The 21853-nt window shown below is 70.2% G+C and carries 17 protein-coding genes; 8 read left to right on the forward strand and 9 right to left on the reverse strand.

Annotation, left to right across the window (positions count from 1 at the left end):
- Positions 1-36: 36 nt before the first annotated feature.
- Positions 37-1215: an aminoglycoside phosphotransferase gene (locus AB0H86_RS01210; RefSeq protein ID WP_362431406.1), complete on the reverse strand. Its 1179-nt coding sequence runs from the start codon at positions 1213-1215 to the stop codon at positions 37-39.
- 117 nt (positions 1216-1332) lie between these two features.
- Positions 1333-2280 (reverse strand): LysR family transcriptional regulator, encoded by a 948-nt coding sequence (locus AB0H86_RS01215; RefSeq protein WP_362431408.1) that lies wholly within the window; start codon positions 2278-2280, stop codon positions 1333-1335.
- 137 nt (positions 2281-2417) lie between these two features.
- Here AB0H86_RS01215 and AB0H86_RS01220 point away from each other — a divergent pair, with 137 nt between their 5' ends.
- The 5 genes from AB0H86_RS01220 (at position 2418) to AB0H86_RS01240 (ending at position 6068) form a co-directional block, all read left to right on the forward strand.
- The gene (locus AB0H86_RS01220; RefSeq protein WP_362431410.1) at positions 2418-3350 is read left to right on the forward strand and encodes an NAD-dependent epimerase/dehydratase family protein; all 933 of its coding nucleotides are present in this window, start codon (positions 2418-2420) and stop codon (positions 3348-3350) included.
- Between the two features lie 56 nt (positions 3351-3406).
- Positions 3407-3949 (forward strand): dinucleotide-binding protein, encoded by a 543-nt coding sequence (locus tag AB0H86_RS01225; protein ID WP_362431413.1) that lies wholly within the window; start codon positions 3407-3409, stop codon positions 3947-3949.
- Between the two features lie 159 nt (positions 3950-4108).
- Complete coding sequence (locus AB0H86_RS01230) at positions 4109-4633, forward strand: SRPBCC domain-containing protein (RefSeq protein WP_362431416.1); 525 nt, start codon at positions 4109-4111, stop codon at positions 4631-4633.
- Positions 4626-5129 (forward strand): SRPBCC domain-containing protein, encoded by a 504-nt coding sequence (locus AB0H86_RS01235; protein ID WP_362431418.1) that lies wholly within the window; start codon positions 4626-4628, stop codon positions 5127-5129. Before AB0H86_RS01230 ends, AB0H86_RS01235 begins: the two co-directional genes overlap by 8 nt.
- Before the next feature lie 159 nt (positions 5130-5288).
- Entirely contained in the window at positions 5289-6068 is a 780-nt protein-coding gene (locus AB0H86_RS01240) for a hypothetical protein (RefSeq protein ID WP_362431421.1), read from the forward strand.
- A 38-nt stretch (positions 6069-6106) separates the two neighbouring features.
- Here AB0H86_RS01240 and AB0H86_RS01245 read toward each other — a convergent pair whose 3' ends face one another.
- The 3 genes from AB0H86_RS01245 to AB0H86_RS01255 form a co-directional block, all read right to left on the reverse strand.
- Complete coding sequence (locus tag AB0H86_RS01245) at positions 6107-7477, reverse strand: amino acid permease (RefSeq protein ID WP_362431424.1); 1371 nt, start codon at positions 7475-7477, stop codon at positions 6107-6109.
- 178 nt (positions 7478-7655) lie between these two features.
- The gene (locus AB0H86_RS01250; RefSeq protein ID WP_362431427.1) at positions 7656-8876 is read right to left on the reverse strand and encodes an FAD-dependent monooxygenase; all 1221 of its coding nucleotides are present in this window, start codon (positions 8874-8876) and stop codon (positions 7656-7658) included.
- Positions 8873-10276 carry an MFS transporter gene (locus AB0H86_RS01255; RefSeq protein WP_362431429.1) on the reverse strand — a complete coding sequence of 468 codons (1404 nt, stop codon included), beginning with the start codon at positions 10274-10276 and terminating at the stop codon, positions 8873-8875. Before AB0H86_RS01255 ends, AB0H86_RS01250 begins: the two co-directional genes overlap by 4 nt.
- Before the next feature lie 218 nt (positions 10277-10494).
- Here AB0H86_RS01255 and AB0H86_RS01260 point away from each other — a divergent pair, with 218 nt between their 5' ends.
- The 3 genes from AB0H86_RS01260 (at position 10495) to AB0H86_RS01270 (ending at position 13292) form a co-directional block, all read left to right on the forward strand.
- A complete protein-coding gene (locus tag AB0H86_RS01260; protein ID WP_362431432.1) occupies positions 10495-11127 on the forward strand; it encodes a TetR/AcrR family transcriptional regulator in 633 nt (210 codons plus the stop codon).
- 37 nt (positions 11128-11164) lie between these two features.
- On the forward strand, positions 11165-12091 hold the full coding sequence (mmuM, locus tag AB0H86_RS01265; RefSeq protein ID WP_362431435.1) for a homocysteine S-methyltransferase: 927 nt from the start codon (positions 11165-11167) through the stop codon (positions 12089-12091).
- A 145-nt stretch (positions 12092-12236) separates the two neighbouring features.
- On the forward strand, positions 12237-13292 hold the full coding sequence (locus AB0H86_RS01270; RefSeq protein ID WP_362431438.1) for a LacI family DNA-binding transcriptional regulator: 1056 nt from the start codon (positions 12237-12239) through the stop codon (positions 13290-13292).
- Between the two features lie 587 nt (positions 13293-13879).
- On the opposite strand, the gene AB0H86_RS01275 is transcribed toward AB0H86_RS01270, so the two are convergent.
- The 4 genes from AB0H86_RS01275 to AB0H86_RS01290 all read right to left on the reverse strand — a co-directional run bounded on the left by AB0H86_RS01275 (position 13880) and on the right by AB0H86_RS01290 (position 21732).
- Positions 13880-15598, reverse strand: a complete 1719-nt coding sequence (locus tag AB0H86_RS01275) for a carboxylesterase family protein (RefSeq protein ID WP_362432236.1) — start codon at positions 15596-15598, stop codon at positions 13880-13882.
- A gap of 157 nt (positions 15599-15755) precedes the next feature.
- Positions 15756-17003, reverse strand: coding sequence for an alginate lyase family protein (locus AB0H86_RS01280; protein ID WP_362431440.1), 1248 nt, complete (start codon positions 17001-17003; stop codon positions 15756-15758).
- Positions 17004-17029: 26 nt separating this feature from the next.
- A complete protein-coding gene (locus AB0H86_RS01285) occupies positions 17030-20362 on the reverse strand; it encodes an alginate lyase family protein (RefSeq protein WP_362431443.1) in 3333 nt (1110 codons plus the stop codon).
- Entirely contained in the window at positions 20359-21732 is a 1374-nt protein-coding gene (locus tag AB0H86_RS01290) for a glycosyl hydrolase family 28 protein (RefSeq protein WP_362431446.1), read from the reverse strand. The genes AB0H86_RS01285 and AB0H86_RS01290 overlap by 4 nt, the downstream gene beginning before the upstream one ends.
- Between the last annotated feature and the right edge of the window lie 121 nt (positions 21733-21853).

Here is a 21853-nt window from a genome sequence, read left to right on the forward strand (position 1 = left end):
CGAAAACCCGTCCGGCGGCGCGGGCCTCGGCGCGTCTCAGCGGCCGCTCGGCGCCTGAGGGAATCCCAGCCGTGGGGCCAGGGCACGCGCCTCCCTCGCCCAGTCCGCGAGGAATGCCAACGTCAACCCCCGTTCCCGGTAACGGAGTTCGGCCGACACCGGGCGGTTGCCGCCGTAGTCCACCTGCGCCTCCCCCGCGCGGGCCAGCATCGCCGTGGTGAGCCAGTCGTACTTGACGGCGGAGGCGCACACCGCGAGACGTACGAGGTGCTCGTCGCCCTTCCAGCCGCTCTCCCGCAGACCGTGCAGATAGGCCTCGTAGGCCGCCGCCGCGTACCCGGGCAGGCGGGCCGCCGGGACGAACAGGTCGAAGACCGAGTCGGGGAGGTAGTTCCCGAGGTCCTCACCGAGGGCGCCGTCGCCGGCGAACGCCCAGTCGAACAGGGCGCTGTCGGGGCCGTCGGAGCGGACGTTGGCGGGCCACATGTCGAGGTGACAGAAGGCTCGTGGCAGGGACTCCATGATCTGGAGGAACCACTCACGGTCGTGGTGGAGGCGCACCATGTCGTGGCGCAGCCCGGCCGGGAAGTGCTCCCGGACCAGGGGCTGCCGCCATGCCTCGTCGTCGTCGAGGAGTTCCTGGCCCGGTGTCATACCGGCGATGTACTCGCGCAGGAACCGCCGGGACAGCCACGGCCGGTCCAGCGTCTCACCGACGGCCCCCTGCGCGGCACCGAGGCGGCGGACGTGCTCGATGTGCCGTTCCACTGTCCACCGGGTGCCGGGCCCGCCCCCGACCCGCTCCAACCACAGCGCCACATCGCCGTTCGCCCGTTCCACACAGGCCAGCAGCCGGGGCGCCCGGATGCCGTACGGCCGCCAGACCTGGGCGAGCCCCGAGACATGGATGTCGGCCTCGCGCCGCCAGTAGTTCCAGTGCCGGGGGTCGTCGGAGGCCGCCCAGTGGCCGGTGGTGCCCTTGGTCCGGGTGAGCACCTTCAGGACGGCCGTGCGGTCCCCGGCGGTGACGGCCCAGACTCCGGCGGTGACGCCGTTCTTGGGGTTGTGGGTGACAGGCGCCAGGAAGACCGGCCCGCTGAACGGCCCCAGCACGTCCAGGGCTTCGGTGCCGACGCCGTCTTCGGGGCCGTCGGTATCGACCTCTGCGACATCGGTCTCGGCGACTTCGACGTCCACGTCCTCCGTGTCAGACATGTCCCAAGGCTATGCGGGGACCACGTGTGTCCCCTCCCCAACCGCAGTACCGGCGCAACCCTACGTTCACGGCCGTGCTCGACCTGGTCGTCGGCTTCGTCGGCTGCGCGGCGAATCTCAGGAGGACGGTCGTGGTGTCTCGGCCAAAGTGCCGGGGCCGTCCTGTGCGAGCTGAGTCCGCACACCGCGAGGCACACGCATGCCGTGACTGCGCAGGTCGCCGATGAACCGTGCGACGAGCGGATCCGGTTCCGCGGACGTCACCGCCACCAGCTGCCTGACCCACCGCGGAGAGAACGAGCGCACTGCTCCCGGAAAGCCCTGGCTGACCGCACTCACGGGGCACACGGCGATTCCCAGACCGGCAGCCGCGAGCTGTGGTGCCGCCGCAGTCACCGATGTCCTCATCACCGTCTCCGGGTGGACTCCGGCGCGGGCGAAGGACTGGTCGAGCCAGGCGCTGAGGCCGTTGTCCGGTGTGAAGTGAACGAGCGGCACACCTTCAAGGTCCTCAAGGCGTACAGCCGACTGCTCGGCCAGCAGGTGGCCGGCGGGTGCCGCCAGCACGATCTCCTCCTCGGCGATGGCGGTGATCGTGAAGCGGCCGGCCGAGGGAGCGGTCAGCACTGCCACGTCGACTTCGTCGGAGTCGACGAGGCCGAGCGCCTCGTCCATCGCCGTGGACTCGCGCAGCGTGATCGCGACCTCTGGGTGGCGGCGATGCCACTGGCGAATGACCGCGGCGAGCAGCGGCACCGTGAGGCTCTGCGCACAGGCCAACCGCAGGACCCCTCCGGCCGCTTGACCCGCTGCACGTGCCGACCTCACCGCAGAGGCGGCCGCTTCGATCGCTCGCCTGGCATCCGCGACGGCGGCACGCCCTGCGGGAGTGAGCTTGACCCCCCGGGGCTCGCGGCGAAGCAGGACCGTTCGGGTCTCGCGTTCCAACGAAGCGAGCTGATGAGAGACGGCGGGTTGCGACGAATGCAGCAGCAGTGCGGCCTGCGTGATCGATCCGGAGTCCGCGACCGCGACAAGACATTCCAGTGCCCGAAGAGAAGCCATCCAAAAAATCTATCGCAGACCTTCGAAGCATGAGTGGAGTCGAGGGAAGACCTCCGGGTCCCTGATTGCTCTGATCCACGACACCTTCTCGCTCAAGGCGGGCGAGGGGGGGCTCACACAGAGCGAAGGAGAGGTTCATGGCACAGGTGTTCGTCACCGGCGGTTCGGGGTTCATCGGGCAGGTGCTGGTACGTCGGCTCCTCGACGAGGGGCACTCGGTGAGTGTTCTGGTTCGAAGTGAGACATCGGCTGCGAAGGTCTCGGCGCTGGGCGCGAAGCCCGTGCGGGGCGAGTTGACCGACCCGGCCACGTGGCGGAACGATTTGACGGGCAGTGATGTGGTGTTCCACCTCGCTGCCGAGACGGATGTCACCGCTGATCGTGAGCGTCATGAGCTGGTGACGGTTCGCGGCACCCAGGCCGCCGTCGACGCGGCCCGCTACGCGCGGGTTCCACGGTTCGTCCACTGCGGGAGCGAAGCCGCGCTCCTCGCCGGTGCCCCGCTCGTGGACGTCGACGAGACCACGCCGCTGCGGCCCGACTCGGAAGCCGCTTACTGCGCGGTGAAGGCCGTGGCCGAGCAGATCGTGCTCGACGCGAATACCCCGGACTTCGCCACGGTGTCGATTCGCCCGAGGTTCGTCTGGGGTCCCGACAGCTTCCTCGTCGAAGGCTTGGTAGCGGCGGCGAAGGCGGGGCAGTTCGCTTGGATCGGCGGAGGTCGGCACACAACTGACGTCACGTTCGTCGAGAACGCCGTCGAGGGACTCATGCTCGGATGGCAGCGTGGCCGACCAGGTCAGGCCTACTTCGTCACTGACCGGCACCGCGTCACCCTGCGCGAGTTCCTGGAGACCCAGTTCGAGATCCATGGCGTCGATATCCCGATCCCCGATCTGGACGCCGAGACCGCCGCCCGCGAGGTCCCCGTTCCCGCTCGATGGTTCCTCGGGCAGCAGTGCACCCTGCGGACGGACAAGGCCGTAGCCGACCTCGGATACGAGCCCGTTGTTTCGCACGCTGCCGGTCTGGACGCCGTCAGACACTCGGTGGCCGTCAGCGGCGCGTGAAGCGTCATCCACGTTCAACCGGCATAGGTCAACGTTCAATTGAGGGAAGACACAAAATGAAGATCGTCACGATCGGAAGAGGAATGATCGGCGGAGGACTGGCCGGCCTGTGGCGGGCCGCAGGCCACGAGGTCGAAGAATTCGGCCGTGACGGCGGGGATGCCTCGGACGCGGACGCCGTCCTGATCGCAGTACCCGGCGCGAAGATCTCGGACGCCCTGAGCAAGGTGACAGGGCTCGAGGGGAAGATCGCGATCGACGCGACCAACATCATGCCCGCACGTCATGGCAACTTTCCGTCATACGCCGAGGAGGTGAAGTCCTTCACCCACGCCCCGGTGGCCAAGAGCTTCAACATGAACTTCGGAGCCCTGTACGGCGAAGTGCGCAAGCAGCGAGTGCGGCCGAGCAACTGGTACGTCGCAGACGAGGGAGCCCTCGACGTCACCGAGCAGCTCATCCGCGACGCCGGCTACGACCCGGTGCGCGTCGGAGACCTCTCACGAGCCCGCGACTTCGAAAATGCGGTCTGGCTGCTCATGGGCATCCAGCCGGTCGGCGGCGTGTTCTACCGGTTTGCCGTTCCCGGCGAACTCTGAACTGAACGAACCGGTTGGGCATTGCATTCTGTCCGCAGGACAGGAGGGCACCGGCGGAGTTCCCGCACGCCACAAAATCGAGAAGTAGCAGTGCTTCTTTTGTGCGTTCCCTCGATCGGGCATCCCCGCCAGGGAGCGGTCCAAGGTCTGGAGATTTCCGTGTTTGAAGCAATAAATTGGCCAGAAGCCCTGGCCCCCAGTCGCTCCCCGATCCACTTCACCAACGAGCTCGAGGTCGAGGCCTCTCCTGAAACGATCTGGTCCCTGCTCGTAGACCCCCAAACCTGGCCCGCCTTCTACCCAGGCGTCGAACATGTCCAGCTGCTTGACGGCCATGACTCGCTGCGCCTCGGAACTCGATTCGAAACCAACCTGGCCGGCCAGGACGTCTTCGCATCGGTACAGGAGTTCCAACCTGTGAGGCGTATCGCCTGGGGTGGTTACCCCACAACGTCAGAAGCATCCAGGGCCTACCACGCTTGGATCATCACGCCCACGCCGAAGGGGAGCCACCTCTGGACCGAAGAGACGATGCAGGGCCCGCTCTGGATCGAATTGGCGAAGCAGGATCCTGAAGTCTTTTGGCGCACACACGAGAACCTTCTCGCGGCGCTCGCCGAGGTAGCGACCGCTCGCGAAAATCGAGCCGTAGTTGCTCAGAAAGGAAAAATAGCCGATGTATGACAAGGTGAATTGGCCCGAGCGGTATGACCCGAAGTTGTCAGCTCTCTACGCGCTCAACGATATCGACGTGAAGGCGCCGCCTGAAGTGGTATGGAAGCTGCTCGTCGACGCCGAGAACTGGTCGAGCTACTTCCCTCCCGAAGATCACGTCAAGATCCTGAGCGGCGAGTCGGTACTGGCGCTCGGAACCAAGTACAGCCGGGTGACGGTTGGATTTCCAATGACTCTCCACGTGACGGAGTACGAGCCCTTCACCAGGCTCTCGTGGGAGACGACAGTCGACGGCGACGAAACCGGTTCGAGCGCGTACCACGGCTGGGTAATCACGCCCACGGACAATGGTTGTCACGTACTGACCGAGGAAACGCAGCAGGGCCCCTTCTTTCTCGAGGAGCTCGGGCGTAAGCATCCCGGTGCGCTCTACCACTATCACCAGGACTGGGTCGAACGCCTCGCCCGTGCCGCAGAGGCGGAGGTGCCGAAGCCTGCGGCCTGACCCGCACAAATGCATGAGCGAGGGGGAGGCCCCTTAAGAAGAACGGGGTACAGCCGGACGAGGGACGCAGGTGCCGCGGTACGAGGGCGTGCGGAGAGCGGGTCTGCGTGGTGAAGTGTGGGCCTCTGACAACTCCGACAGCAGGGAGCGATTCTTCCGATGACCGCGCAGCCCGCACGCCCTGAGCGCAGCAGTCCCGAGGCCGCCTCGGTCATAGACGTCTCGCCGTTCAAGCCGTCTCTCGTCAAAGCGGTGTTCAGGGACGTGACCCCGATGCACGTCTCTCGGTCGGCCGCGTGGGCCGCCGCGTCGGTGACGCGGACAGTGCTGACGGAGATCATCGACGGCGCGAGGAGAGCGGCGGCGGCGGAGGCCCGGAAGAAGCTGATTCCCGGGGACCTTCTCTCAGCGATCGACCGGAACGTCGAGCTCGAGGTGGGGGCCAAGTGGTACGACCACAGCCCGACGTTTCAAGGCCTGACCGGTGTCCTGTACGACGCCGAGGGTGTCATCGTGCCTTCTCGTAAGCGCAGCAGGTCGCGCAAACCGAGTGCTGTGGTCGGCGCCCACAGGTTCGAGGCCGGGGTCAAGAAGCTGCTGCGGAGCCAGGGGGCGACGGCCGTCCCGGCGATGGTCCGCGACCTGGACGGAATCGCGAGCGTGTTCCTGACGGACCTCGCCCGGGACGCGGCCATGGTCGTCCGCGAGGGCGGAGTCAAACGCTTCGGAACGGTCACCCTAGTGATGTCGGACGAACCGGCCCCACCCCCGTTCCTCAAGGATTCCCTCCAGGCCCCGTCCGCCCGCAGGGGGGACGGGCGGACCATCGGCAGGGATGACATCCTGGCCGCCACCACGATTCAGTTGTTCGGCGGCAACCTCAGGCAGCGAGCCTTCACCGAGGCACGCGAGGCGACACAGAACACTTCGGCCGGCTGAGCGGGCGCGACCAACATCGCCGCCCGCACCCTCATCTGCTAACTGTCGGTCACCTGGCGTCCACGCAGCCACACATACACCGGGATCCCCGCGAAGAGGAACAGCACGCCCTGGTACACGGCCGCGTAACCGGCGCCCGCGATCAGCCAGAAGGAGAAGGCGAAGGAGAGGGCGGCGACGGTCAGGTCTCGGGCCAGGCCGGCCGGGTGGACCTGTTCGCGGGTGCCCCTGGCCAGCCAGTACAGCTGGGCGGCGGCCGACAGGAGGTACGGCACGCATCCCGTGAACGTGGTGATCAGGACGAGGACGCGGAACGTGGTGTCCGGGCCCGCCGTGTAGTTGAGGGCGATGAGCAGCGTGCCGAGGACCGCGCAGGCCCATACACCGAAGCCGGGCACCCCGCCCTTGCCGACCTTCGCGAACGGCGCCGGGAAGAGACCGTCGCGGGCGGCGGCGTACGGCATCTGCGCGGCCATCAGGATCCAGCCGTTGAGGCAGCCGGTGATCGAGGCGACGGCGACCAGGGAGATGGCGGTGCCACCCCAGGTGCCGCCGGTGATGGCGTTCACGGCATCGGCGAAGGGGGCGCCGGAGTCGATCAGCTTGTCGTGCGGGACGAGACCGAAGACGGCGACGATGCCGAGGATGTAGACGAGGGCGGAGCCCAGCGTGCCGAGGACGCTCGCGCGGCCGACGTTGCGCTCGGGGTCGCGCACCTCACCCGCGCTGACGGCGGCCGACTCGACGCCGAGGAAGCTGTAGAGGAGCAGTGCGGCGGAGGCGGCGAGCGCGCCGGGGACGCTGTCGCCGGAGGCGCTGAACGGACCGAAGTTGTCGGCGTCGACGAAGAACAGGCCGACGGTCGCGACCAGCAGCAGCGGCACGAACTTCAGGATCGTGGAGACCACTTGGACCGTGCCGACCCAACGGGTGCCGGCGAAGTTCGCGGCGGCGGGCAGCCACAGCGCGGCGAGCGCGACCAGCGCCTCCAGGGTGTGGTTGCCGTGCAGGGGTATCAGAACGTCGACGTACCCGACGACCGCGACCGCGAGGGCGGCGATGCTGACCCAGCACATCGTCCAGTACGACCACGCCGACAGGAAGCCCGCGAACGGGCCGAAGGCGTCACGCGGGTACACGTACAGGCCGCCGGTGACCGGACTGCGCCGGGCCAGCTTGCCGAACAGCAGCGCGAGCAGCACCGCGCCGACGGACAGGACCACGAAGGCGACCAGGCTGACTCCGCCGTAGGGGGCGACGGTGGCGGGCAGCGCGAAGATGCCACCGCCGATGATGTTGCCCATCACGAGGGCGGTGGCGGCGCCCAGGCCGAAGGTACGGCGGCGGGGGGCGGCGGCCGGTCCGCTCGGTTCCGGCTCGGTGGCATCGGTGGTGTTGGGCGCGGTCATGGCGGTTCCAGGGGGACGGTGCGGGGAGAGGGGAGGACGTGATCGTACCCGGCATTCCACATGCTGGGCGACCTGTTCATCTGGTGGACACAGAGGAAAGGGTCGGCTACTGAACTCGCGGATCCGGAGCGCCCAGTTGGTCGGCCTGGAGCAGTGGCGCTCCGCGATCAGCGCGGGCTCACGTCATGGGCGTGAATTCGGGCAGGGTGAGGGCCGAATGGGCTGGTCGTCCCTCCGCGGAGGGCATGGCGCTGAGGTTGCGCAGCATGTCGTTGCGCTGTTCCAGGGCCCGAGCGGTGGTCGGGAAGAGTGCGGCATCGCCCTCGCAGACCTGCTCCTGGTTCACGGTCACAAACTCACGGGTGTTGTGCTCGTAGGCGGCGAAGCCCGCGGTGTGGTCCCGGTCGGCCAGGGAACCGGCGAGCATGTACGCGCCGACGAGCGCGAGGCTGGAGCCTTGTCCGGTGAGGAACGAGGGCGCGTACGCGGCGTCGCCCACCAGCGCGACCCTGCCGCTGGACCAGCGGGGCATGCGGATCTGGCTGACTGCGTCGAAGAACAGGTCATCCGCGTCGCGCATGGCGGCAAGCATGCCCGGTACCTCCCATCCCGCGTCGGCGAAGACCGCGGCGACCAGGTCCCGTTGGGCTTCCGGGTTCCGGAACGCGTCGTACGGCGGTTCCGGGTGGGCGAAGTTGAGGAAGGCGTGCACGTCGTCGTTGTCCCCCACGGCGTAGAGTGCCGCGGCCCTGCCCGGGGTGTTCCACATCATGAGCTCGTGGGAGAGTCCGAAGGTGTTGCGCATGGTGAATCCGGCGAAGCAGTAGCCGAGGTATCGGTGGAACTGCTCTTCTGGGCCGAACAGGAACTCGCGGGTGCGTGAGTGCAGACCGTCCGCACCGAACACCATGTCGAACGTACGCCTGCCGCCCCCGCGGAAGGTGACGTCGACGCCGTGGCCGGACTGGTGGAGGGTGTCGATGGAGTCGTTGAACAGGAACTCCACGTCGTCACGTACCGCCGTGTGGAGAGCGTCGGTCAGATCCCCGCGCCGCACCTCGAGGTCCCGTCCCGCGACACCGCCGGTGACGGTGTGCGGGTTGACCGAGGCCACCTCGCCGCCGTCCCCGTCGAGGAAGGTCAGCCGGCGCAGGTCGATGTGCGCGTCCTGCAGTCGCGGCAGGATTCCCATCCTCCGGACGACCTCGAGTGCGGTACCGCGCACGTCGATGGGGTAACCACCGTCACGAGGTGTGCTCGCCTTCTCGACCACCGTGACCGCGAATCCGTAGCGGTTCAGCCAGAACGCGAGGGCGGGCCCCGCGATACTGGCCCCGGATATCAGGACCTTGCGTCTCGGCGTGACACGGCTGTCCCTCAACTGATCGGTGCGGGTCATTCCTTGACTCCTTTGCTCATGGTGCGGACGACAAGCAGGGCCAGCACCGCGACGACGCCGGCTATGACGAAGCCGGTGACGAAGGACGATTCGGCCGGGACATCCGACCCGGAAGGGGTCCCCGCGGTAAGGAGCACGCCACCGAGCATTCCGCCCATGGCGGAGCCCAGCACGCGCGTCACCAGGATCAGGCTGGTGGCGATGCCGGTGTCGCTCTCATCGACGGAAGAGGCGATGCTGGTCACCATGGCCGTGACGCACAGGCCGTTGGCAAGCGCGATGAGCGCCTTGCCCACGACGATGTGCCAGACCTCGGTGTGTGCGACTGACAGGGCGAGCATGGCGGTGGCCATGATGAGGACCGCGGCAGCGGCCACGGCACGCGAGCCGAAACGCCGCTCCCCGAGCCCACCGGCCGGCCCTGCCAGCGTCGCGGCCACGGCGCCGGGCAGGAGGACGAAGCCGATCTCGGTGGCGCTGAACCCGAAACCGTACCCGTCGCCGGACACGTCGAGCAGCTGCGGAACGAGAAAGACCCCCGTCGCGGTGCCGAGGCAGATCACGAACGTCAGCACACACGACTTCCAGATCACAGGCCGCGCCAGCATGCTCAGATCGATCAGCGGCGCGGCCGAACGACGTTCAACGGCTATCCATCCGGCCACGAAGGCGGCCAGAAGCACGAGGAGGGCGACGAGCACGAGAGGCTGCGAGCCGGCGTCGGGCGCCACCGCGAGCGAGAGCATGAGCGTGACCAGTAACCCGCTCAGGAGAATCATGCCCGGCCAGTCGATCCCGGCATCGTCCGACCGGCCCGGCTGATCAGCCGGCATCAGCCTGTTCACCAGCAGGGTGAACCCCATGACCGCGAACGTCGGCAGCGCGAACATCCAGTGTCGGGAGAGCGCTTCCGCCACGGGCCCGGCCGCCAGCAGTCCCACCATCGAGCCCCCCACGAACATCCCGCTGACCAGCCCGATGGCCACCTTCGACTCTCCCGCGGGGAGGTGCTTGCGCACCACGATGAACGACAGCGGCAGCGCGCCGATCATCGCCCCCTGCAGTACCTGGCCGAGCAGCAGCACGGGCAGGTTGGGCGCCAGGGCGGACACCAGGCCGCCGACCGAGACCACCGCCATCAGCCTGATCAGGACTCGTTTTCCGCCGTAGCGGTCGCCGAACTTGCCTGCGAGCGGAGTGACGAGCACGCCGGTGATGGCGAGCACGATGTTGAGCAGCGCCCCTGTGGACGGACTGATATCCAGCTCGCGTTGCAGGAGTGGGAGCGTCGGCGCCACCACCGATTCCAGGGCACCGGTGGAGATTGCCAGCAAGCCGAGAGCCCAGACAGCGGCTCTCCCCATACGGACCGGGGGAGCCAGAGTCGCGGTCGTGGTCATGGACGTCCTTTCCATCATTGCCGGGCGAGCAAGGGGTCGGCCGTACGCGTGGCGCTGCCGCCTTGCCGGGCCCGGCGCGGACACGGCGGCCGTTCACGCTGAGCGCGGGGCCCTGAGCGCGGTGTGCGGTGTGCGGTGTGCATGGTGCTTAGCGAGTGCGGCACGCCCGAGCCAGTATTACACTACACCGTGCAGTGTAGGACAGTTAAGATGTGCCCATGCCGACCACGAAGACACTGCGCGAGGGCTCCACACGGAAGCGGGCCGCCATCCTCTCGGCGGCCCGGGAACTGTTCCTCGCCGACGGCTTCGACCGGTCCAGCGTCGACGCGGTCGCCGCCCGGGCCGAGGTGTCCAAGCGGACGGTCTACGACTACTTCGGCGACAAGCAGACGCTGCTGCAGGCAGTCGTCGACGCCGTCGGCCAGTCGATGATCACCACGATCCGGCGCACCCTCGACGAGACCCTCACCGACCTCACCGAGGGCGCCGACCTCGAGGACGCACTGGTCACGTTCTCGATGCGCATCGCGACCGACATGCTCGGCTCGGCGGAGTACGCGACGCTGCAACGACTGGTCCGGGCGGAATCCGGCCACCTGCCGCACCAGGGCTACAACTCCATGGCCGACACCCCCGACGAGGCACTTGCCGAGCGGTTCGCCGCCTTCGCCGCGGCCGGGCTGCTCGACGTCCCCGACCCCCGACTCGCGGCCGACCAGTTCATCGCGCTGACCTTCGGCGTCGCGCTGGACAGGCTCGGTTCCGCGAACGCCGCGGAGGACACCCGCGTCCGGCCACTCGTCGTCGAGGGAGTGCGGACCTTTCTCCGGGCGTACCGAACCACGTAGGGCTGGGGCAGGCGGCCCCATCCACTAGCGTTGTGGCATGACCAGCGACGCCTCGACCTCTCTCTCCGCTGCCCTCGCGTCCGGGACGGTCGTCCTCGACGGCGGCATGTCCAACCAGCTGGAGTCCGCCGGGCACGATCTCAGCGACGAGCTGTGGTCGGCACGGTTGCTCGCCGAGCGGCCGGAGGCGATCACCGAGGCGCACCTCGGGTACTTCCTGGCGGGCGCGGACGTGGCGATCACCGCCAGCTACCAGGCCACCTTCGAGGGCTTCGCGAAGCGCGGGATCGAGCGTGGGCGGGCGACCGAACTCATCGGCCTGAGTGTGGCATCGGCGCGCGAGGCGGCGGTGCGGGCGAGGGCGAAGGGCGTGACCCGGCCGCTGTGGGTGGCCGCCTCGGTCGGCCCGTACGGCGCGATGCTCGCCGACGGCTCCGAGTACCGGGGCCGGTACGGGCTGAGCGTCGCCGAACTGGAGGCCTTCCACCGGCCCCGCCTGGAAGTACTGGCCGCCGCCGGCCCCGACGTCCTCGCGCTGGAGACGGTGCCCGACGCCGACGAGGCCGAGGCGCTGCTGCGGGCGGTGCGCGGGCTCGGGGTGCCGGCCTGGCTGTCGTACTCCGTCGCGGGCGACCGCACCCGGGCCGGACAGCCGCTGGCGGAGGCGTTCGCCCTGGCCGCCGACGCGGACGAGGTGATCGCCGTCGGTGTGAACTGCTGTGCCCCGCAGGACGTGGACGGGGCGATCGAGACCGCCGCCCGGGTCACCGACAAGCCGGTCGTGGCCTACCCCAACAGCGGCGAGACATGGGACGCCGAGGCCCGCGCCTGGTCCGGCCGCTCCACCTTCGCTCCCGAGGAGGTCAGGGGCTGGCGGGAGTCGGGCGCCCGGCTGATCGGCGGCTGCTGCCGGGTGGGGCCGCGGGCGATCACGTCGCTCGCGGAGGCCTTGCGGCCCGCGTGACGCCGGCCTTCCCACCTGACCTTCCCCACGCCCTGCCCCTTCGCCGTCCCCGCTGCTAGCCTCCGTCCGGGAACCGGTTTCCATCCATGTTGCCGCTGTTCCCGAGGGGTGGGCGTACACGGCCCGGGGAGAGGGGCGAGGCAGGATGACGAGAAAGAGCGAGGACGCGGGGCGGAGCACCATCCGGGACGTGGCGACCCGCGCGGGGGTCTCCGCGTCCACCGTGTCGCGGGTGCTCGGCGGGGTGTACCCGGTGAGTTCGGCGACCCGCACCCGGGTGATGCGGGCGGTCCGGGACCTGGACTACGTGGCGGACGCGCGCGCCAAGGCGGTGGCGGGCGTCGGCACGCCCACGCTGGCGTTCGTGCTGGAGGACATCACCGGCCCGTCGTTCGCGCTCATGGCGCACGGTGTGGAACGCGAGGCGACCCGGCTCGGGCACCTCTGTCTGGTGTGCAGCACGGAGGGGGACGTCCAGCACGAGCTGGAGTTCGTCGAGATGATGCGCGCCCAGCGGGCCGCCGCGGTGATCCTGGTCGGCGGCGTGGCCGACACCGCCGAGTACCGCGAGCGCACCCGCCGGATGGCCGACTCGCTGGCCTCGGCGGGCTCGCGCCTGGTGCTGTGCGGCCGCGGGCCGCTGGGCTCGGGGGCGCCGGTCACCGTCATCGAGTACGACAACGAGGGCGGCGCCTTCGCCCTGGTCGCGCATGTCCTCTCCCAGGGTCACCGGCGGGTGCTGTTCCTCGGCGGCAAGCCCGACCACACCACCGCGCAGGGCCGCGAGCGCGGCTATCTGGCCGCCCACCGCGCCCGCGGCCTGGAACCCGACCCGTCGCTGCTGCTGCACGGCGACTTCACCCGCGACGCGGGACACCGTCTGATGCGCGGGGCGCTGAAGGACGGGCCGGACTTCACGGCCGTGGTGGCCGCCACCGACATGGTCGCGGCCGGCGCCCTGACCGCGCTGCACGAGGCGGGCCTGACCGTGCCGGGCGACGTCTCACTGGCCGGCTACGACGACATCCCGTTCGCCCGTGACCTGCACCCGGCGCTCACGACGGTCCATGTCCCCTACGAGGAGCTGGGCCGCCTCGCCGTCCGCACCGCGCTCGGCCGCACCGCCGAGACGCCGGACGAGCATCTGCTCCTGGGAACACACGTGGTGGTACGGGACTCGGTGGCGACAACCGGTTCCTGAACCGTTTCCGGATCGGCGGGATGAGAGCGACCGGGGTCATGACCGCTTTCCTGGGCCGGGTGGGGGGCGACCGGGAGCCTGACAGCTTCCCTGGCCCGGGCGGGTGGGGGCGACCGGGGGCCTGACCACTTCCCGCCCCCGACAGGTTGGGGACAGCCGGAATCCTCACCACTCCGAGCCCCCCGGCGGGCAGGGGCGACCGGGGGCCATGACCGCTCCCCCTGCCCCGACAGGCTGGGGACAGCCAGACCCTCACCACCTCCCCACCCCGGCAGGCAGGGGCGACCGGGGCCATGACCGCTCCCCCACCCCCGACAGGCAGGGGACAGCCAGACCCTCACCACCTCCCCACCCCCGCAGGCAAGGACGACCGGGGCCATGACCGCTCCCCCACCCCCGACAGGCAGGGGACAGCCAGACCCTCACCACCTCCCCGTCCCGGCGGGCAGGGCGGCCGGGGGCGGGACTGCCGCAGGCAGGGGCGGCCTGGGGCGGGACTGCCTGCCGGGACGGGGAGGCATGGGGCGGGACGATTCCCGCCCCCAGCGGGGCCCGGCGCCCCCTCCCCGCCAGGGCACCGGCCCGGCTCAGGAGCGCCGTACCGACCCGGGCAGCCGCAGTCGCCGTACCGCCGACCGCAGCTCGGCGCTCCGCGCGGCGGCCGTGCTCCGGGCGGCCATCTCCCGCATCGGCGCGAGCCGCGCGGACAGGCCGTGCTCGGCGGCCTCCAGCGCCGACTCCACGTCCGACTCTGCCTCCACGTCCGTCTCCGGTTCCGTCTCCGGGTCTACCGCCGGGTTCACGTCCAAGGCCGTCAGCGGGGCCGCCGCTCGGATCCTCGCGTCCGCCGTCCACACCGCGAGCTCCATGTCGCGTGGGCCGTGGGCCGTGTGCGGTTCGCCGTCGCCGAAGACGTGTACCGGGTGGGAGTCGTCCCAGCGCTGCCAGCCCGGGTCCCCGTCGGTGGCGAAGCGCACCCACGCCCCGTGCATGGCGTCGGCCAGGTCCTGCGGAGCACCCTGGCCGGCGAGCTTGGCGGACTCGGGGCTCTCCCCGGTGTCGAAGACGAAACCCAGCTCCAGGGCGTGGCAGGAGCCGAGGTCGGGCAGCAGGGAGGGCCAGGCGAACTCGTAGACGTACGCGTGGTCGGGGCGGGCGTCGGCCAGGCGGTGCAGCGGGAGACGCAGCAGGTGGTCGGTGACCATCTGGCCGACGATCTCGGCGGGGCGGGCCTCGGGGTGCAGGGTGCGGTAGCCGCGGGGCACCTCGGGGCCGCAGTGACAGCGGGCCATGGCGCCGGCCAGCGCGACCGTGCCGAGCCGGTCGACGCGCTCCAGGAGCCCGCCCGGGACCAGCCACAGCCGGTACTCGTCGCGGGTCCAGCCCATCATGAGGTCGACATCCGGTGCCACGTCGCCCTCGACGAGGGCGGCGAGGGGGTCGCTCGGCACGAGGTCGCCGTCGACGACGATCCCGAAGGCGGATCCGCCGAGCACCGGGCTGCTGCGCCTGCCCACCTCGGCCTGGGTGCGCAGCAGCAGCTCGCGGTCCACCTCGGCGAAGGCGGCGGCGGTGGCGGGGATCCTCAGCCGGGTCGCCATGCGGCGCACCATCCGCCGTACCTTGTCGCGGTCGCTCGCCTCGGGCGGCCCGCTCTGCAGGACGGCCCGCCGGAACAGTCCCTGGGCCTGCGGGGCCGCAAGCAGGGCGCCGGTGCTGATCGCCCCGGCGGACTGGCCGCCCAGGGTGACCCGGTCGGGGTCGCCGCCGAAGGCCGCGATCGACTCGCGCACCCAGTGCAGTGCGGCGAGCTGGTCGCGCAGGCCGGGGTTGGCGGGGACGCCCGGGAAGAGGCCGTAGCCCTCGACTCCGAGCCGGTAGTTCACCGACACGAGGACGACGCCGTCGCGGGCGAAGGCGTGCCCGTCGTACACGGGCACGGCCGACGAGCCCCGGGTCAGGGCGCCGCCGTGCAGCCACACGAACACCGGGAGCCGGGCCCCGGGGCCGGGCTCGGGTGTCCACACGTTCAGGTTGAGGCAGTCGTCGCCCGGCACCACCGGGTCGGACAGGTACTGCGCGAAGGCGTCCGAGTACGGCGGTTTCGGTGCCGTCGACCCGAAGGCGCCCGCGTCGCGCACGCCGTCCCAGGGCTCGGGCTCCACGGGCGGCCGAAACCGCCGGGGTCCGAAGGGCGGGGCCGCGTACGGGATGCCCCGGAACACCGCGACGCCGCTTTCGTGCCGGCCGCGGACGGCCCCGTACGGCGTCCTGACCACTGGGTCCGTCTGGTCCGCTGCCGTCATCCGCCCACCAGCCTCCGTGCCGCGCTCATGCACCGTGAACATCAGAGCACCACAGGTGTGCCGGGTATTCCGGCCCGCGAGGGCGGTTCCAGGGCTGTTCGGGGGACACGGCTACGGGGAGTACACGACACGCACAGTCGCGTACTCCCCGCCCCGGCTACTTCGCGAACATCAGCGTGCCGAATCCGAGCTGGTCGTAGCCGCCGCTGTCACTGCCGTAGTCGCCTCCCCCGCCCTCGGGGGCGATCGAGAAGCACATCTGGGAGATGTACTTGTCGTCCAGGCCCACTCGCCGGTTGTAGTGGTAGTGGAGCATCGCCCACACCGGGCGGACCTGGCCGCGCGAGGCGGAGGAGATCACCGTCTGGGAGGACTGGGCGCAGCTCTGTCCGGTGCCCCAGGTGTAGGTGGTGTAGGGCACGTCCATGGTCAGGTTGTACTTGGCGACGTACTGGGCGGCCTTCATGAAGCGACGGCTGTCGTACGAGTAGAGGTCGTCGCCCTGGTTCCAGGCCATCTCGCAGATCGCGCCCATCTGGCCCATGCCCATCATGGTGTGCCCCTGGTCGCGGCCGGACTCCTGCCACTGGCCGAGCGCGTAGCCGTCCGCGTCCGTGTACAGGTAGGGGACGGCGTGCGCGATGGAGCCGTTGCCCGCGCCGGACTTGAAGTAGGTGACGGCCTGGTCGTACTTGGCGGAGTCCTCGTTGAGGATCCCGATGGCCAGGACCGAGGCCATGTTGCACAGGTCCCAGTTCGCCCAGTAGTTGGTGATGCAGGCGTCGTTGTGGCCGGTCAGGAACTGGTTGTTCAGGGGGTAGAAGACCTTGGCCATCATCTCCTGGAAGGCGGCGAGGTCGAACGCGGAGTAGTCCCGCATGAGTTCGGCGGCGTTGGCGAACTGCCAGCCGTAGATCCCGGCGGCGAGGAAGCGGTCCGCGTTGCCGGTGACCGAAGTCAGGGTGGTGGCCCAGGCGTTGAGGATCCTGGCGGCGCACTGGGCGTTGGCCTCGGTGCCGCCGACCCGCCAGCGCAGGGCGTTCTGGTAGGCGGCGGCGATGTCGTTGTAGAGGAGGCTGTAGTTCTGCCCGGTGCCGCCGCGGATGATGGTCGCCGTCGCCCGCGGCGTCCAGGTGGACTGGGAGTGGGAGTTGGCGGTCAGCTTGTTCCAGCCGGACAGCCAGGGGTCGGTGCCCGCGGCGACCCTGACCTTGGCGCGGTTGATGTCGCCGGCGTTGTGCAGCATGCCGGGGTGGGTGTAGGCGGAGGGCGCGGCGTCCGCCGCGGTGGCGGCGAAGGTGGTGCCCAGCGCGAGTGCGGCGGTGAGACCGCCGGCGGTCCTGAACAGACCGCGGCGACTCAACTCGGTTTCCTGGACGTGCCGGTGGGGGGATGTGCGGCTCATGTGGTGTGACTCCAATCCGTGGGGGATCAGTCGGGGTTGACGCTCACCTCGTCGAACTCGGTGGTGGCGAGGGCCAGGGGGTCGCGGGAGCAGACCACGAGGCCCACGTGGTAGCCGGCGTCACCGAACCCGGGGATCTGCCCGGAGGCGAGGGGGGTCCAGGTGGCACCGTCGTCGGTGGAGACGGCCGCGGCGAAGGCGGTCCCGGTGCGCTTCAGCCGCAGCAGCAGGGGCAGCGCCACGGTGGCGGCGCCGGAGAAGGCGGAGGCGCCGGCCACGGTGGGCCGCAGCATCAGCTGCGCGGTCGTCCCGCCGGTGACGATCACTCCGGCCGCCTGGTCGAAGGGTGACAGTGACTTGGCCATCAGCAGCCCCACCCGGTCGGCGGTGGCTCCGGTGCGGGAGACCAGCCGGGCGGTGACGGTGCAGTCGCCGGTGACGGGCCGGCGGACGAACTGCCCTGTCATTCCCTGGTTGTTGACGGTGAGGTCGGTTCCGGCGCCCCGGACCACGAAGGTTCCGTCCTGGTGGGCGGTGCTGCCGGGGGTGCGGACGGCGACCACGCCGAGCGTCCCGAAGTCCCGGTCGTCGAGGACCACGTCACCGAGGTCTTGGTACGTCCAGGGGGCGGGCGGTGGTGTGCCGACCGTGAGGGTGAGTGTGCCGGTGGTGTCGCCGGCCGCGTTGCCCGCGCCGGTCGTGACGGTGAACTCGCCGCTCCGGGTGGGGGTTCCGGAGATCAGGCCGGTGCGCCTGTCGACGCGCAGTCCGTCGGGCAGGCCGCTCGCGGCGAACCGGATCGGCTGGTGGGAGGCGCGCAGCAGATGCCGGAACGCGACACCTTGGTTGGCGAACGCCGTGGTGGCGGAGGTGAGTTGGGGCGTGGACGGCGAGGGCATGACGTCCGCCGCGGGTTGTGAGAGCGGGCCGCGTCCGGCGGTGTTGGTCTTCGCGACGGCGTAGCGGTACGTCGTCCCGGGGGTGCCGGTGGCGTCCGCGTACCGGATACGGGTTCCGGACCCGACCGGGCCGACGCCGGTCGCGAGGGTCCGGTACGGGCCGCCGACGGTGGTGGCGCGCAGCACCTGGTAGCGGGCGCTGAGATCAGGGTCGGTCCAGGCGAGCTCGACGGCGTCTGCCCCGCCGGTCGCCTTCAGGTCACCGGCGGTGCGGGCGGGTTTCGGTACGGACCAGACCTCGCCGGACGTCGACGTCACGCTGACGTTGTCGAAGGCGCCGGTTCCGGTGTCCGCGTACTCCTCGTCGACGCCGAGACAGGAGGTGAGGACCAGACCGGCGTACGCGGTGTGCCCCAACGCGACCTCGGTGGTGCCGACTTCGGTCCAGCGGATGCCGTCCGGGGAGATGGCGCCGGTACAGCGGCGGCCCCTGCGGGTCACCCGTACCCAGTAGGGCGCGCGCAGCCGGTAGCCGTCGCCCGCGCCCTCCACGTACGGCGCCTCGATCGGGGTCGCCGACTCGGGAAGTGCGCCCAGGCCGCTGATCGGGAAGGCGGCGGAGGTGGTGATGGTCTGTTGCTGGGTGGGCGGCACGGGAGTGCTGCCGGTGCCGGAGATCTCCGCTCCCGCGGCGGGCCGTACCGACCACACCCCGCTCCAGGTGTGCAGCGGCAGCCCCTGGACCAGCATGGCGGCGTGTGCCGCAGCCGCGTCGAGGGAGGCGCGGACGGTGACGCCGATCTTGGAGTACTGCGAGCTGAGCGGCCACACGATCCGCGCGGTGACCGTGCCGTCGCCGCGCAGCGGGAGATGGGCGACGCGGTAGGTGTCGGCGGTACCGGACGCCTCCAGCAGGAACCGCTCACCGTCGAAGACCGCGGATCCGGGGATGCGTACGTCCCCGAGGTCCCGGGTGGACCAGGGCTCCGGGAGTCCGGCGGTGGCGGCGGCCGGGCTGGAATCGCCGCTGGTTCCCCGGGAGTTGGCGGCGCTGACCGTGTAGTGGTACGTCCGGCCCGCGTGCCCCTGGCGGTCCGTGTACGTGGGTTTGTCGAGGCCGGCGGCGAGTCGCTCGTACGGTCCCTCGGGGCGGGTGGCCCGGCGGACGGTGTACGTGCTCGCCCACGCGGACGGCAGCCAGGCCACGGTGACGGACGTGCCGTCGCCGGCCGCCGTGACTCCGGTGGGCGCCGTGGGCACGGTCGGCGTGGGGGGCTTCGTGCCGGCGTAGGCGAAGGTGCCCCAGCTGGGCAGGTCGTCGTTGCCGCCCTCGACGAGGCGGGCCCCGCCGGTGCCGCGGAAGACGGCCGCCTTCGTGTACGGGGTGTCGAGGCCGCGTACGCCGGCGTAGTGGGCGTAGGCCATCTCGTAGATCGGGGGCAGGGTGCCGCGGCCGGTGGCCGAGACGGCCTTCTTGATGTACTTGCCGGTGCGGTCGAGGTCCGGGACGAAGGGGACCTCGCCGCCGAGGTTGTAGCGGGCGGCGTACTCGACGTTCGCGAGGATCCGCTCGCTGTCGTACCCCCACAGGTCGACGCCCTGGTTCCAGGCGACCTGGGCGATGTCGCCGGTCAGACCGACCGCGAGTTGCTCGTGGCCCTGGTCTCGGCCGCTCTCCTGTCCCTGGCCCGCGTCGGTGACGACGCGGTGGGCGACGCTGCCGTTGCCGGCTCCGGCGGCGGCGAAGCGCAGGGCGTCCTCGAAGAGGGTGGGTTCCTCACAGAACACACCGATGGCGAGGATGGTCTGAAGGGCTGTCAGGTCCCAGTTGCCGTTGGCGTACAGCATGTAGCCGGACACGGCCGGATACCAGACGTCCAGGAAGGACGCCTCGCAGCGGGCGATGTCCTGGTCCGTCCATCCGTCGTAGTCGCCGTGCCGCAGCAGTTCGGCCGCGTTGACGAACTTGAAGGCCTGGAGTCCGGCGCCGAGCGGGCCGTCCGCGCCGGTGACCTTGGTGAGCGAGGCGGACCAGGCGTTGAGGATGTCGCGGGCCTTGTCGGCGTGGGCGCGGTTGCCGCCCGCGCACCACATCAGGGCGTTCTGGTAGGCGGCGGCCGAGTCGGCGACCGCCTGGTTCTGGAAGTTGCCCGGCCCGCGGCCCCACGAGGTGATCTGGCCGGTGTTCTGGATCGCGTACGTCGGCTGGGAGCGCGCGTGGGCCGCGAGCGCCAGGTAGCCGTCGTACACCGGGGATTCCTTCGCGGCGACCGCCGTCCTCATCCGTGCGAGGTCGGCGGCGCTGTGCAGCAGGCCGGGATGGGTGAAGGCGCGGGAGGCGGTGTGCTGTTCGGCGGCCCGGGCGGTGCCGGGCGCGAGCAGTCCGCTCGCGCCCGCCGCCAGCAGCAGGGCCGCCGTGCCGCCGAGGAAGCCCCGGCGGCTCGGAGCTGGGGTGCTCATGACGCGGCGGCCGCCTCGGCCTCGGCGGTGGTGAGGAACTTCAGGTTCGTCACATGCTCGTTGGCGTACCACTGGATCGCGTCGGTGGTGTAGTACCAGGTCGGCTTCTTCATCGAGTCGGCGACGACCAGGCCGTTGAGCACCAGGTTCTCGAACGTGACGTTGGAGATGGCGTGTTCGGCGTCGTAGCCGAGGAACAGCGACGGGTTGGCGTGGGTGCCCGTGTAGCTGAGGTTCTTGACGTAGACGTCCTCGATGCCGCGGCCCACCGAGGTGTTGTACTTCGTGTTGTACATCACCTTCATGTAGATGACCTGACCCCAGCGGAAGTCCTCGATCCGTACGTTCTCGATCGTCACGTTCCTCAGGAGGTTGGAGTCGCCGACGTTGAGGGCGATGCAGCCCTGGTAGTTCATCTGGGGTTCGCGGTGGTCGCAGATGTCGAGGTTCCTGAAGACCAGGTTCTCGATCGTCTCGGGCGTGTCGGTGTTGCCATGCGTGCCGACGTTGATGGGGTGCGCGACGTCCGCCCACAGCGTGCAGTTCTGGATCGTGATGTCGCGGGTGTCGCCGTAGTAGTCCCAGCGGTGGGCGTAGATGGCGAAGCAGTCGTCGGAGTTGCGCATGAAGCAGCCGTCGAAGACGATCCCCGTCGAGGAGAAGACGTCGAAGCCGTCGCCGTTGCCCTTCGAGCTGAACGAACGCGCCTTCTTGACGTGGACGTTCTCGCTCTCGCCGAAGGTGCCCGCGTACCCGTTCGGGTTCATGATGATGACGTCCTCGACGCGGATGTTCTTGCTGCCCTCGCACAGCACACCGCCGGGGCCGCCGGAGAGCATGCCGTGTCCGGTGAGGGCGGCCTTCTCCACGTTCTTGAAGAACACCTGCGCCTTCAGGACCGCGCCGCCCGCCAGGTACACGGTCTTGCCGCTGGGGACGGTGAGGACGTTTCCGGTGACAGTGTGGGTGCCGGGGCCGAAGTAGAGGACGTCCGGGTCGTCGGCGGACGGCGGGTGGGGGTCGATGCGGTTGGTGATGACGTGCAGACAGTCGAAGATCTCGTCGTTGATCTGCACGACCACGTCACGCGGCTCGTCGAGGGTGAAGCGCAGGGTGTCGCCGAGGAGTTCGGGCTTGACGCCCAGCGCGTCCGGCCGCACCCGGGCCTTGGTGGTGCCGCCCTTGACGTAGGTCACCTCGATCTCGACGGAGCCCCGGAAGTCGAAGTACACCATCGAGGAGTTGAGGACCTTGCCGGACCCGGTCGTGGCGTTGATCTCCTCCAGCTGGGGCCGCCAGATGTCCAGGGTCCGCCACTCGCCGTGAGGGGCGGTGCGGACTCTCACCTTGAAGCTGGTGTTCGTGGGCATGTCCGCGGGTCGGGGGTACGTCACCAGCTTCGGCGCGAAGGGGGCGCCCGCGGGGGGGGGCCCGGGCCGCGGGGGGGGGGGGGGGGGGGGGGCGGGGGCGGGGCGCGGGGGGGCCCCCCCC

The sequence above is a fragment of the Streptomyces sp. NPDC050997 genome, assembly GCF_040660135.1.
Classification (GTDB): domain Bacteria; phylum Actinomycetota; class Actinomycetes; order Streptomycetales; family Streptomycetaceae; genus Streptomyces.